This is a genomic window from Devosia sp. Root105 (assembly GCF_001424865.1).
GTDB lineage: Bacteria > Pseudomonadota > Alphaproteobacteria > Rhizobiales > Devosiaceae > Devosia_A.
On record NZ_LMCR01000012.1, the window covers coordinates 492578 to 505948 of the forward strand.

The 13371-nt window shown below is 64.0% G+C and carries 14 protein-coding genes; 4 read left to right on the forward strand and 10 right to left on the reverse strand.

The genetic code is table 11. From position 1 onward, the window contains the following. Positions 1-7 precede the first annotated feature (7 nt). The 3 genes from ASC68_RS11010 to ASC68_RS11020 all read right to left on the reverse strand — a co-directional run bounded on the left by ASC68_RS11010 (position 8) and on the right by ASC68_RS11020 (position 3537). Positions 8-1159: a Gfo/Idh/MocA family oxidoreductase gene (locus ASC68_RS11010; protein ID WP_055878706.1), complete on the reverse strand. Its 1152-nt coding sequence runs from the start codon at positions 1157-1159 to the stop codon at positions 8-10. Between the two features lie 171 nt (positions 1160-1330). After that, on the reverse strand, positions 1331-2386 hold the full coding sequence (locus ASC68_RS11015; RefSeq protein ID WP_055878707.1) for a sugar phosphate isomerase/epimerase: 1056 nt from the start codon (positions 2384-2386) through the stop codon (positions 1331-1333). A gap of 200 nt (positions 2387-2586) precedes the next feature. After that, positions 2587-3537 carry a LysR family transcriptional regulator gene (locus ASC68_RS11020; protein ID WP_055878710.1) on the reverse strand — a complete coding sequence of 317 codons (951 nt, stop codon included), beginning with the start codon at positions 3535-3537 and terminating at the stop codon, positions 2587-2589. 84 nt (positions 3538-3621) lie between these two features. Here ASC68_RS11020 and ASC68_RS28635 point away from each other — a divergent pair, with 84 nt between their 5' ends. The 3 genes from ASC68_RS28635 to ASC68_RS11030 are packed head-to-tail and all read left to right on the forward strand — an operon-like array spanning position 3622 to position 4606. Further along, the gene (locus ASC68_RS28635; protein WP_156384515.1) at positions 3622-3762 is read left to right on the forward strand and encodes a hypothetical protein; all 141 of its coding nucleotides are present in this window, start codon (positions 3622-3624) and stop codon (positions 3760-3762) included. Further along, complete coding sequence (locus ASC68_RS11025; protein ID WP_244488402.1) at positions 3759-4325, forward strand: DUF924 family protein; 567 nt, start codon at positions 3759-3761, stop codon at positions 4323-4325. The genes ASC68_RS28635 and ASC68_RS11025 overlap by 4 nt, the downstream gene beginning before the upstream one ends. A gap of 11 nt (positions 4326-4336) precedes the next feature. After that, positions 4337-4606, forward strand: a complete 270-nt coding sequence (locus ASC68_RS11030; RefSeq protein WP_055878713.1) for a hypothetical protein — start codon at positions 4337-4339, stop codon at positions 4604-4606. Between the two features lie 235 nt (positions 4607-4841). On the opposite strand, the gene ASC68_RS11035 is transcribed toward ASC68_RS11030, so the two are convergent. The 7 genes from ASC68_RS11035 to ASC68_RS11065 form a co-directional block, all read right to left on the reverse strand. Beyond that, positions 4842-5984 (reverse strand): Gfo/Idh/MocA family oxidoreductase, encoded by a 1143-nt coding sequence (locus ASC68_RS11035; protein ID WP_055878715.1) that lies wholly within the window; start codon positions 5982-5984, stop codon positions 4842-4844. 4 nt (positions 5985-5988) lie between these two features. Continuing rightward, a complete protein-coding gene (locus tag ASC68_RS11040; protein WP_055878718.1) occupies positions 5989-6735 on the reverse strand; it encodes a sugar phosphate isomerase/epimerase in 747 nt (248 codons plus the stop codon). 10 nt (positions 6736-6745) lie between these two features. Next, complete coding sequence (locus ASC68_RS11045; protein WP_055878721.1) at positions 6746-7498, reverse strand: sugar phosphate isomerase/epimerase; 753 nt, start codon at positions 7496-7498, stop codon at positions 6746-6748. Between the two features lie 232 nt (positions 7499-7730). Then, entirely contained in the window at positions 7731-8807 is a 1077-nt protein-coding gene (locus ASC68_RS11050) for an ABC transporter ATP-binding protein (RefSeq protein WP_055878724.1), read from the reverse strand. Positions 8808-8813: 6 nt separating this feature from the next. After that, positions 8814-9734, reverse strand: a complete 921-nt coding sequence (locus tag ASC68_RS11055) for a carbohydrate ABC transporter permease (protein ID WP_055878726.1) — start codon at positions 9732-9734, stop codon at positions 8814-8816. Then, positions 9734-10690 carry a sugar ABC transporter permease gene (locus tag ASC68_RS11060; RefSeq protein ID WP_082528073.1) on the reverse strand — a complete coding sequence of 319 codons (957 nt, stop codon included), beginning with the start codon at positions 10688-10690 and terminating at the stop codon, positions 9734-9736. The genes ASC68_RS11055 and ASC68_RS11060 overlap by 1 nt, the downstream gene beginning before the upstream one ends. Positions 10691-10804: 114 nt before the next feature. Further along, positions 10805-12043 (reverse strand): ABC transporter substrate-binding protein, encoded by a 1239-nt coding sequence (locus ASC68_RS11065; RefSeq protein WP_055878729.1) that lies wholly within the window; start codon positions 12041-12043, stop codon positions 10805-10807. Between the two features lie 237 nt (positions 12044-12280). Between ASC68_RS11065 and ASC68_RS11070 the strand changes: the two genes are divergently transcribed. Further along, positions 12281-13309, forward strand: a complete 1029-nt coding sequence (locus tag ASC68_RS11070; RefSeq protein WP_082528074.1) for a LacI family DNA-binding transcriptional regulator — start codon at positions 12281-12283, stop codon at positions 13307-13309. Positions 13310-13371 lie beyond the last annotated feature (62 nt).

Sequence of the window (13371 nt, forward strand, 5' to 3'; positions counted from 1 at the left end):
GCCCGGCTCAAACCTCGCTGAGCTTGGTCCACTTGCCGTCGGCCTTCGACGAGGCGACGGAGGCCATGATGAACTCCATGCCTTCGACGCCGTCGGCAAGGCTGGGGAGCAGCCCGGCGACATCCTTACCTTCGCCGCGGATCACCTGGGCGAACTGGCTGTAGAGCGTGGCGAAAGCCTCGAGATAGCCCTCCGGGTGCCCGCCCGGGATGCGGACGTTCATCGCGGCAGCGGGCGGAGCGGAGATGGCGCCGCCGCGGGTCAGCAACTGCTTGGGTTTGCCGAACTCGGTGAACCACATGTAGTTCGGGTTATCCTGCCGCCACTCGAGGCCGGCCTTTTCGCCATAGACGCGCAGCTGCAGGCCGTTCTCCGAGCCCACGGCGACCTGGCTGGCCCACAGCATGCCCTTGGCGCCGCCCTGGAACCTGAGCTTGATCTGCACGTCGTCATCGAGCTTACGCCCCTTGACGAAGCTGGTGAGCTCGGCGCTGACCGCCTCGGTCTTCAGCCCGGTGACGAAGCGCGCGAGGTTATAGGCGTGGGTGCCGATATCGCCGATGGCGCCGCCGGCGCCGGAGCGCTTGGGGTCGGTACGCCAGGACGCCTGCTTGTTGCCGGGGTCGGCGGCATTGGTCAGCCAGTCCTGCGGGTATTCCACCTGCACGACGCGGATCTTGCCCAGGGCCCCGGATTTCACCAGCTCACGCGCCTGCCGCACCAGCGGATAGCCGGTGTAGTTGTGGGTGAGGAGGAATTTTGCACCCTTCTTGGGCTTGATTGCCGCCAGCGCTCGCGCATCGTCCAGCGTCGAGGTCAGCGGCTTGTCGCAGATGACGTGGATGCCGGCCTCGAGGAAGGCCTTGGCTGGGCCGAAATGCACGTGGTTGGGCGTAACGATGGAGACCGCCTGGATACCGTCCTTGCGGGCGGATTCCCTGGCGGCCATTTCCTCGTACGAAGTGTAGATGCGGTCCTCGGCGAGGCCGAGGTTCTTGCCGCTCTCGAGCGCCGTTGCCGCGTTGGACGACAGGGCGCCAGCGACCAGTTCATAATCGCCGTCGATGCGAGCGGCGACACGGTGGACGTAGCCGATGAAAGCACCGGTGCCGCCACCGACCATGCCCAGGCGAATGCGCGGAGCGCCGTTCTCTGCCATTTTCTTACTCCCTCAGTTCCATTGACGGGATGTCACCCCACCCACCGCGTCACCCCGGCGAAGGCTGGGGCCCATCCTGAGCTGCTTCAGCTCACCGTGTGGGTGAGAGATATCTCAGGATGGATCCCGGTCTGCGCCGGGATGACACCGCGTGTGGGGTTGCCCCAGTGCTTAGCTCAGACCGAGAATCTTGCGGTTGGCCGCCTTGTCGGTGCCCGACGCGGCGAAGTCGTCAAACGCCTTCTCGGTGACATTGATGATGTGGCTCTGGATGAACGGCGCGCCCTCGGCCGCGCCCTGCTCCGCCGACTTGATGGCGCATTCCCACTCGAGCACCGCCCAGCCGTCGAAACCGTAGGCGCTGAGCTTCGAGAAAATACCGGCGAAATCCACCTGGCCATCGCCGAGCGAGCGGAAGCGCCCTGCCCGGTTCACCCAGGACTGGAAGCCGCCATAGACACCCTGCCGGCCGGTCGGGTTGAACTCGGCGTCCTTGACGTGGAACATCCGGATCCGCTCGTGATAGAAATCGATGTACTGCAGGTAGTCGAGCTGCTGCAGCACGAAGTGGCTGGGATCATAGAGCAGGTTGGCGCGCGGGTGGTTGTTCACCCGCTCGAGGAACATCTCATAGGTCGCGCCGTCGAACAGGTCCTCGCTCGGGTGGATCTCGTAGCAGACGTCGACGCCGTGCCTGTCGAACTCGTCGAGGATCGGGGTCCAGCGCCGGGCCAGCTCATCGAAGGCCTCTTCGACCAGACCGGCCGGACGCTGCGGGAACGGATAGAGGTAGGGCCAGGCCAGCGCACCGGAGAAGGTAGCGTGCGCCTTGAGGCCGAGGTTCTTCGATGCCGCGGCGCAAGCCTTGAGGTGCTTTACCGCCCATTCCTGCCGCGCCTTCGGATTGCCGCGCACTTCCGGGATGGCGAAGCCGTCGGAGAGCGTGTCATAGGCCGGGTGCACGGCGACGAGCTGGCCGATGATGTGGCTGGCGAGCTCGGCGATCTCGAGGCCGTGGCTCTGAACGGTGCCCTTCACCTCGTCGGCATAGGTCTTGGAGGTCGCTGCCTTCTCGACGTCGACGAAATGGGTCAGCCAGGTCGGGATCTGCACGCCCTTGTAGCCGAGGTCGGCCGCCCAGGCACAGATGTGGTCGAGCGTGTCGAACGGGGCCTTGTCGCCCGCGAACTGGGCGAGGAAAATCGCCGGCCCTTTGATGGTGCGCATCAGAATACCTCCCTTGGAACGGCGCGGTTCCGCCGTCGCTTGTGCACGTACCTCAAGTCAGTGGGACGCCCTGCCCGCCAATGGTTCGAGAGATGGGTTGAGCCGGGCCGCCGCTGACATGTCGGCAGCTACCTTCATGCTCGGCTCGGAACTGTCAAGGTGACGGCGAACGGAAACCAGCAGGGTTTTGCGGCCTCTGCTCAGGGCCCGAGGCTCTCGAGCACCAAACGCTCGATGGTATCCATCAACCAGACCAGACCCGCATCCATCAGGCCGGCGCGCGGCGCGACCAGATGGACGAAGCTGGGATCGCCCTGGTCGAACGGCACCGGCGCGGTGCCGAGGCCGAAGCGGCGGGCATAGGCACTGACCACAGGCACCGGGATGGTGCCGATGAGGTCGGTTTCAGCGATGGCGGCAAGCGCCACGATGAAGTGCGTCACGGTGAGTTGCACCCGGCGGCTGCGGCCGAGCCCGGCTAGTACGTCGCTGGTGTAGCTGCCGACATCGCCCCGCGCCGAGACCATGACGTGGTTGGCTGCGCAATAGGCATCGAGTGAGGGATCGTCGAGGAACGGGTGGCCCTGGCGGGCAACGACGGCGAAGTCGCCGTGGTAGAGCGGGCGCGACACGAACCGGGACGGCACCTCGCCGAAGGTTACCGCGGCGAGATCGACACTGCGGGAGTCCAGTTCCTCGAACACGGCCTCCCATGGTCGGGCGCGGCTGACGTCCGGCATGATCTGCCGTGTGCCGATATCGATGCCCGGCGCCTTTGCCGAGAGCTCAGCGAGCAGAGCCGGCAGCGGCGCAATGGCGCTTCCGTCGGGCGAGCCGATCATGAAGCGGCGGCGCGACGTCCGCGGATCGAAAGGTTCGGCCGACGAAACCACCTGCCGGACCCGCGCCAGAATTTCGGCGATCGGCTCGGCCAGACCGAGGGCTCGCTCGGTGGGCACAACGCCGCGCGGGGTCTTGAGAAACAACGGATCATTGAGCTGTGCGCGTAGCCGGCCGAGGCCGTGGCTGACCGCCGAGGGCGATAGGTTGAGACGCTGCGCAGCCCTGCCGACATGCAGCTCCTGCAGCACGACTTCGAAAAGCACGAGCAGATTCAGGTCGGTACGAGATAGATCAATCTGGTGCAGCATATCGATGCATTCATATCACTGGATTCACGACCCGGCAATCGGGCATCCCGACGCCGCGGGTGGGCAACCTGAGGACTTTCTCTGATGTACCTGACCTTCATGATGATCGGCGACCGCTGGGCCGCGCGCCACAATATCTCGAAGCCGAAGCGCACACCGCCCACGACGCTTCGCTTGCCGGCACCCACCACACCGTCGGCGGCGCGCGAGGAGAGTGGGAAATGATGCTGGCTCAGTTCTCCAACGAGACACCCGACGAGGCGCTGCAGCTGATCGCATTCTGGCGCAAGGCGGGGCGCGAGCTGTGGTTCGCCAAGGACGCCGCCTTCGATGCGCTGTTCACCGAGAGCTACATCGCGCTCTATGAGCTCGCCGCCAAGGGGCAACTCGACCATTGGACCGGTACGGCGCGCGGTTCACTGGCACTGCTCATCCTGCTCGACCAGTTCCCCCGCAATGCCTTCCGCGGCACGCCCAAGGCTTACGCCACCGACACCCATGCGCGGCGCATCGCGATGCTGGCGACCAGTTGGGGTCAAGACCTGATGATCGATCTCGAGCTCAGGTTGTTCATGTACATCCCGTTCGGCCATTCCGAGAGCCTGGCCGACCACGTGCGCGGCGGCGAGCTGCTGGAACACATGGGCTCGCCCTATACCGATCACGCGAGAAAGTACCGGGCAGTGATCGAGCAGTTCGGGCGCTTCCCCCACCGCAACCCGATCCTTGGCCGCGAGGCCACCGGCGCCGAGGAAGAATTCCTGCGCAATGGCGGGTTCTCAGGCTGAAGGAGACAAACATGGCAATCATGATGATTTCGGACGTCGCAGGCCAGAGCGTCGAAGGCTATGAGCGGGTGCTCGAAACCGTGCAGCCGCACTATGCGGACGCCCAGGGCTTCCTGATGCACTCGGCCCACGCCACCGAGGGCGGCTGGCGGATCGTGGAGGTGTGGGAGAGCCGCGAAGATGCAGGGCGCTTCTTTGCCCAGCACGTCGCACCCAACCTGCCCAAGGGTATCCAACCCAAGGCACGGTTCGAGTCGTTGCACACGCTGGTGCGGCGCTGAGGCGGCAAGCCGCGAGGTGACGGTTCGGGTCGCACCGAGCCCTCCCCCGCCCTACTCCGCCTCGACGGCCAGGGATCTCCGTCTGCGATCGTGCCGTGGGCGCGAAAACGGAGGTTCCCGCTTTCGCGGGAATGACTTGGTGGTTGGGACCGGGGTCGGTGGTGACTGGTGATCGCCGAACGAAAGAGGCCCGGGTGACACCCGGGCCTCTTCAACACTGGATGGCGACAAGGGCTCAGCGCAGCAGGGCGCGGGCTTCTTCGATGCCGAGGGCGGCAGGGCGCTCGCAGGTGGTCTGCAGCGTGATCACCTGGCCGGTTTCGCCGGCACGGAGGATCGAGGTCATGACGTCGACGGCATGCAGCGCCACATCGAGATCGCAGCGCGCCTTCTTGCCGGTCTCGATCGAGTCCATCATGTCGCTCAGGCCGGCATTGCGGTAGTTGGCGCGCGGGTTGGGCTTGTCGAGATCCTGGTTGGCCTTGCCGAACGGGTGATCCCAAGGGGTCACCTTCTCCTTGGTGCCGGCGCGATCGGTGATGGTCACGTCGCCGTTGAAGAAGTTCGGATCGGGCACATAGACCGAACCTTCGGTGCCGTAGAGCTCGATATTATGGTGGCCATGGCTGGAAACGTCCCAGCTGGCGCCCAGGGTGATGATGGCGCCCGAGTGGAATTCGAGGATGGCGTGGATCGTGGTCGGGGTGCCGACCTTGATGAACGTGCCCTTGAACGGCGAGCCCTCGGTGGTCACCTCACGCTCGGCCCGGGCCGAGCCGGTGAACGCGGTGACGCGCTTGATCGGACCGACGAGGCTGATCAGGTCGGTGATGTAGTAAGGGCCGAGATCGAGGATCGGCCCCCCGCCGGGCTGGAAGAAGAAATCCGGGTTGGGATGCCAGTGCTCCATGCCGCGGCTCAGTACGTGCATGGTGCCCGAGGCGATCTTGCCGAGCTTGCCCGAGTCGATGATCGAGCGGGCCTGCTGATGCGCGCCGCCGAGGAAGGTATCGGGCGCGGAGCCGACCTTGAGCTTGTGCTCCTCGGCCAGTGCCTTGAGCTGAATGCCCTCTTCGACGCTGAGGACGAACGGCTTCTCGGAATAGGCGTGCTTGCCGGCCGAGAGGATGTCCTTCGAAATCGAGAAGTGGGTCGAGGGGATCGTGAGGTTCACGATCACGTCGATCTCGGAGTTCTTCAGCAGCTCATCGGGGGTCTGCGCCGCGACATTGTACTCCCCTGCCCGCTTCTGTGCGGCCTCGGGAATGATGTCGGCGATGGCGCGGACTTCGAGGTTCCTGAACAGCGGCGCGAGGCGCAGGTAGGCGGACGAGATGTTGCCGGCACCCATGATGCCGACGCCATAGGTCTTTGCCATGATCTTAGGCTCCGAGAGTCTTGATGAAGGTGATCGAGCGCGAAGCAAAGCGGTCGATGTCATTGGGGTTATCGTGCTCGGCGACGAAGTACTGCGCCTTGGTCTCAGTGCGGATGATCGGCCACAGCGTCTTCCACGGCACGACGCCCTGGCCGGCATCGGCCCAGCCATCTTCATCGGCGTTCTGGCCGGCTGGCGCGATATCCTTGACGTGTACGGCGACGATGCGATCGCCGAACTTGGGCAGCCAGGTCGCAGGGTCGGCCTTGCCGCGGACGATCCAGGCGACGTCGGCCTCGACGTTCACGGCCGGGGCGGCCTCGAGCAGCCAGTCCATGGCGTATTTGCCGTCATACGAGATGAACTCGAACTCGTGGTTGTGGTAGCCGAAGGTGAGGCCGGCATCCTGGAAGGGCTTGCCGATCTTCTGCAGCCGGTCGCCGAACTTCTTCCAGCCATCAGCCGAGGTGGGCCGATCGGTGGGGGCGAGCCAAGGGCAGACGACGACCTTGATGCCGAGCGTCTCAGCGAGCTTCAGGGTCTTCGAAGTATCCTCGAGGTCGCCGAGGCTCACATGCGCGGTCGGCATGGTGAGGCCGTTGGCATCGAGCTGCGCCTTCAGCGCCTGCGGGTCGGTGTAGAGCGAACCGTAACCCTCAACGTGGGTGTAGCCGAGCGCGGCGACCTTCTTGAGCACGTCCGCGAGCGGGTAATTGCGGGCGCTGAACAGCTGAAAACCGATATCCATTATGTGGCCTCTTTCACTTCCAGGCGGTGACGGCGGCGATCGAACGGGATGCGAAGCGGTCGACGTCGGCGGGGTTGTCGTGTTCCATCACCCAATAGCGGGCGTTGGTGTGGGCTTTGACGGCGTCCGAGAGCGCCGGCCAGTCGAGCGTGCCATGGCCGACATCGGCCCAGCCGTCTTCGTTGGCATTCTCCCCGGCGGGAGCGATGTCCTTGACGTGCACGGCGTTGATGCGGCGGCCATGCTTCTTGATCCACTCGATCGGATCCTGGCCGCCCTTCACCACCCAGGCGACATCCATTTCCCAATCATTGTTGGGCGCGGTGTCGAGGATGAGGTCCATCGGCAGCTTGCCGGTGGCGGTGGGGCGGAACTCGAAATCATGGTTGTGCCAGCCGAAACCGAAACCGCGTCGGCGGAAGGCTTCGCCGAGCTTGGCGAGGGTCTCGCCGAGCTCGATCCACTTGCTGTCGCCCTGCCCTGCCTCGCGCTCCTCCTTGGGGACCGCCGGGCAATAGAGGAACCTCATGCCGAGCGTTTCTGCGATCTTCAGCGCGGCCTCGGTATCCTTGAGCTGGGCGAGGCCGAAATGGCCGGTCGGCATGGTGAGGCCGTGCTGCTTCAACGATGCGGCGAGGCTATCGGGCTCGGCATAGAGCCCGCCAAAACCCTCGACCTGCTTGTAGCCGAGTTTGGCGAGACGCCCGAGCACGCTGTCCAGCGGCGGGAAATTCCGCGCGCTGTAGAGCTGAAAAGAAAAGTCCAACAGATGTCTCCTCCACTCGTGCACTTCTCCGTTTCGCTGAAACGGTGAGATGCACTCGATCCTCGGTTTGTCGCGCTTTCGACCCCGGAAAAGTCTGCAACTCTTCCTGAAAGCGCTCCGTAAAGCCACCGCCCCGGTCGTTGCCGGGGCGGCGCAGTGCTGATTTATCGCGGTTCGTAGCAGCCCGTTCGGCGGGCCGCTACGCGTCCGGTAAGCTCAATGAGCCGAAAGGTCAGATGCGGTTGCCGCTCGCTGCGTTGAAGACGGAACCACGACCCGGATCGAAACCGATCAGGACCTTCTGGCCCGGCTCGAGATGTACTTCGGCGGCAGCGCGGAAGGTGAGCGACTGCCCGGCGATCTTGGTCCAGGCGACGGTATCGGCACCCATCGGCTCGACGATCTCGATCTCCGATTCCATCTGCACCGGCATTTTCCGCGCTTCCTCGCCGACAGCGATGTGCTCGGGCCGAATGCCGAGGATCGATGCGCCATTGGTCTGGTTGGCGAACTGGTAGTTGCCAAGCGGGATGTTGGCCTGGCCATCGACGCTGAGCGTAGTGCCACTGAGATCGCCCTTGATGAAATTCATCGAGGGSGAGCCGATGAAGCCGGCGACGAACAGGTTGACCGGCTTGTTGTAGATGGTGTGCGGGTCGGCCAGCTGCTGGATCACGCCATTCTTCATGATGGCGATGCGGTCGGCCAGGGTCATCGCCTCGATCTGGTCGTGCGTGACGTAGATCATGGTGTTCTTGAGCCGGGCGTGCAGCCGCTTGATCTCGATGCGCAGGTCGTTGCGGAGCTTGGCATCGAGGTTGGAAAGCGGCTCGTCGAACAGGAACACATCGACATCGCGCACCAGGGCGCGGCCGATGGCGACACGCTGGCGCTGGCCGCCGGAGAGTTCGACGGGCTTGCGCTGCAAGAGCGGCTCGATCTGCAGGATTTCCGAGGCGCGCTTGACGCGGGCATCGACCTCGGCCTTCGGCATGCGGGCAACGCGCAGGCCGAACGACAGGTTCTTTTCGACCGTCATCTGCGGGTAGAGCGCGTAGGACTGGAACACCATGCCGATGCCACGGTCCTTGGGCTCGTCCCAGGTGACGTTCTTGCCGGAAATGAAGATCTGCCCGTCGGAAACATCGAGCAGGCCAGCAATGCAGTTCAGCAGCGTGGACTTGCCGCAGCCCGAAGGCCCGAGCAGCACGATGAACTCGCCCTGTGCGACCTCGAGATCGAGAGACTCGAGGACCTTCACATTACCGAAGTTGAGGCTGAGATCCTTGATGGAAACGCTAGTCGTCATTGAGGATTACCCCTTCACCGCACCGGCGGCGATGCCGCGGACGAACCATTTACCCGAGATGAAATAGACCACCAGCGGAACCGCTGCCGTGAGGATGGTTGCAGCCATGTTCACGTTGTATTCGCGGGTACCGGTCGTGGTGGTGACGATGTTGTTGAGCTGCACCGTCATCGGCATGTTCTCGCGGCCGGCGAAGACCGTGCCGAACAGGAAGTCGTTCCAGATGCCGGTAACCTGCAGGATGATGGCGACGATGGTGATCGGCACCGACATCGGCAGCATGATGCGGAAGAAGATGCCCCAGAACCCTGCCCCGTCAACGCGGCCTGCCTTGAACAGCTCGATCGGCAGCGAGGCGAAGAAGTTGCGGTAGAGCAGCGTCAGGATCGGCATGCCGAAGATGGTATGGACGACCACGATGCCCGGGAGCGTCGCGAACAGCCCCACCTTCGAGAGCCCGATGATCAGCGGATAGATCACCACCTGAAACGGCACGAAGGCGCCGAAGATCAGGATGCCGAACAGCAGCTCGGAACCCTTGTACTTCCAGAAGCTCAGGGCGTAGCCGTTGATCATGGCGATGACGATAGAGACCGGCACCGAGAGCGCAGTGATCTTCACCGAGTTCCAGAAGCCAGGCTTCAGGCCGTTGCAGTCGCGGCCGGTACAGGCGGTGTCCCAGGCTTTGAGCCACGGGTCGAAGGTGAGGAGCGCCGGCCAGTTGAACAGGTGCCCTTCGCGGATTTCCGGCATCGTCTTCAGCGACGTCACGATCATCACCCAAAGCGGCATCAGGAAGAAGACGGCCGAGATGATGAGGAAGGCGTAGACGCCGATCCGTCCGATGGTGACGGTCTTGGGCTTGGGGCCGCGCGGTCCGGAGAGCGTGCCGGCAGAAAGGCCCGGTGAGATGGCTTCAGTGGTCATTATGCCCTGCCCGCCTTGCGATTTGCGTTCCAGCGCAGCAGGTACTGCACGGCGATGAGAAGCATGACCGGCAACAACATCATCGTCGCGGCGGCCATACCCTGGCCGACGTTCACGCGGTCGGTGATGTGCTGGATGACGTAGACGGCCGGCATCTGGGTCGAAACGCCCGGTCCGCCCTGGGTCATGGCGATGACAATGTCGAAGACGCGCACGATGCCGGTCATCTGCAGGATGAAGGCGGTCGCTACGGCGCCTTTCATCATCGGCAACACGATGAACAGGTAGGTCTTCCAGGTCGGGATGCCATCAACCTTGGCGGCCTTCCAGATCTCGGAGTCGACACCGCGGAGGCCCGCCAGCAGAATGGCCATGGTCACCCCGACGCCGTTCCACAACCCGCCGAGCACGAGGCCGTAGAGCGCAGTCTCCTGCTTTACCAGCGGCGCGAACTCGAAGTTCGTCCAGCCAAGCTGGCGTACGGCGGACTGGATGCCGAGATTGGGGTCGAACATCCACTGCCAGACGAGGCCGGTAACGACCAGCGACATGGCGAACGGATAGAGGAAAATCGAGCGGAACAGATCTTCCTGCTTGATGCGCTGATCCATGAAGACCGCGAGCAGGTAGCCGAACACCATGCTGACGCCGATCGACAACACGCCGAACACGGCGAGGTTGCGGACCGAGATGTTCCACCGATCGTTCGCCCACAGCCGCTCGTACTGAGCCAGGCCAATGAAGTTGAAGTTCGGGAACAACTTGGAATTGGTGAACGACCAGATGATCGAAAAGATGATGCAGATCACGAACACCCCGACCGCCGTGACGATCATCGGCGTGGTGCCCAGCACTGACTGAATGTTGAATTTCCGGCGCGTGCGCGGTTTGTGCTCCGCTGCTGTGCCGGCAAAACCAGGCGCCGCTCGCTCGCCCGGTTCGGCGATCTGGGTCATGGTTCACTCCCCGCGTTGTTGAAACAACCGGCACCGGATCCCCTGCCCACCCGGATACGCCGAAAAAAGAGCCGGGCGGTGCTTTTGGCACCGCCCGGACATCATAGCACCAGATCAGTCGGCGTTCTGGAGGATCGTCACGTACTGCTCGGCGGCTGCCGCGGCAGTCATCGTGTCGTCAGCCCAGAACTGGGCGACGAGGTCGTTCATCTGACCGGTGGTGTCGTTCGACTGCCAGCGGCCGGCATCCACGGCAATGTTCGCCGGGTCCTTGATGATCTCGAGGCCGCGCTTCATGCAGTCGTCAGCGAGCGACATATCGACGTCGTCACGGATCGGCATGGAGCCCTTGGCGTTGTTGAACAGCGCCTGGACCTGCGGGTTGACCATCATGGAAGCCATCTTCAGCTGAGCCGCTTCGACAGCCGGATCCGACTGCTTGGGGAACAGGAAGATGTCGCCGCCGGTGGAGACGGTCGGGTGATCGATCGGCAGAGCCAGACAAGCGTAATCGACGCCGGCCTTCTCACCGGCGACACCGAACTCGCCACGGGCCCAGTCACCCATGATCTGCAGGGCCGCCTGGTCGGTCACGACGAGGTTGGTCGTGTCGTTCCAGTTGCGGTTCGCCGAACCGGCATCGGAGAACTGCTTGAACTGACGGAACTTCTCGAACACCGCCGGCATCTCTGCCTTGGCCAGCTCGAGGTCCTTGTCCTTCAGGATCTTTTCGCGCTTCTCGAGGCCGAGCAGCGAGGTCTGGATCACGCCGAAGGCGCCGTTGATCTGCCAGCTTTCGCCGCCGATGGCGAACGGGATAATGCCGGCTTCCTGAAGCTTCGGAGCTTCCGCGAGGAAGTCGTCAAAGCTGGTCGGGAGCGGCACGCCGGCCTTCTCGAATGCCGGGACCGAAGCCCAGGCCCAGTTCCACGAGTGGATGTTGACCGGCACGCACCACCAGTGACCATCGACAAGGCAAGCCTCGGAGATGGACGCCGGACGGATGAAGCCAGCCCAGTTCTCTTTCGTCGCCAGATCGGTGAGATCGAGCAGCATGTTGCCGGCGATCAGTTCTTCGTACTGACGGCCGGGGTTGAACTGCGCCGCGCCCGGAGGATCGCCACCGAGAATGCGCTGCAACGTGGCCGAACGGGCATTTTCGCCGCCGGCGATAGCAGTATCGACCCACTTGTCGCCGCCCAGGGCGTCGAACTCACGGGCGAACACCGACACGGCGGCCTGTTCGCCACCCGACGTCCACCAGTGAATGACTTCAACGTCCGCGGCGCGCACCGAGGTGCTGCCAAGCAAGGCGGCAGCCACCAGGGCCACCACCGACACGACTGACTTCATAATGTAATCCTCCCAACGTTCACCCAGGAGCAAAACGCCCCTCGCGAAATTTGCGCCAGCCGCGCAGGGGCCCCTCTTGTTGGGAAAGCTCCGGTGCTGGCTGCGTGTAATCGATTACACAACCCCTTGCAGAAGGTCAATGCAATCGATTGCAGGAGTTTCAGACATTCCTTGCGCGGCTGTCAAGGTCGATCTAGACAGAGCGGGCGAGCAGCGGCGAGGGAGCGCTGCGAACTCATGGTCCTGGCAAGAAAAACACCGACGATTCAGGACGTTGCCCGTCACGCAAGTGTGTCCGCGGCGACAGTCAGCCGTGTGCTCAGTTCGCCCGAAAGGGTGACGGAGACAACGCGTGAGCGGGTTTATGCTGCGGTGCGCGACACCGGCTACACCATCAACCAGGCGGCCCGATCGCTCCGGCTCAAGGCAGCGCGGACGATTCTGATGGCGGCGCCCAACATCGGCAACCCGTTCTACTCGACCATCGTCGACGCGGTGATCCGCGAGGCGGCCGAACGCGGCTACAGCGTGCTGGTGGCGAGCCGGATCGGCGATGACCCGAACCGCTGGCTCAGCGACTACCTGCTCTCCAACCGCGCCGACGGGCTGTTGCTGTTCGACGGCTCGCTCGACACCAACCGGCTGCATGGCTTGCGCGACGATGGCGTCGCCCTGCCGCTGGTGGCCGCCTATGACGAGATCCCCGATGCCAAGATCCACTCGGTGATCACCGACAACCGGCTGGCGGCCAAGCGGGCGATCAAGCACCTGGTGGAGCTCGGGCACACCGAGATCGGCCACATCATCGGGCCATCGCGCAACCAGTCGACCAACGAGCGCTTCATCGGCTTTGCCGAGGCGATGCAGGAGGCCGGGCTGGCGGTGCGCGAGGAATGGCTGTTCCCCGGCACCTACAACATGGAGTCGGGTACTGCCGCAGCCGAGCACCTGCTCGCCAGCGGCAAACTGCCGACGGCGGTATTCTCGGGCAATGACGAGATGGCCATCGGCCTGATCCACCGGCTGCGGCTCGAGGGGCTCGACTGCCCGCGCGACATCTCGGTGGTCGGCTTCGACGATATCGCCGTGGCGCGCTTCTTCGATCCGCCGCTGACCACCATGCGGCAGCCGCGCGAGGAGATCGGCCGGATGGCCACCCGCTCGCTGATCGACATCATCGAAGGTATCGCCCCCGAGGACGAGCCCATCCACGTGGTGCTCAACTCCGACCTGGTCATACGCGAGAGCACGCGCCGCGCCGGCTAAGACGCTTGCGGCCCGGGGCACGAGGTGCAAATGATGCGCCGTTGCCGGGGGGCACGGGACGC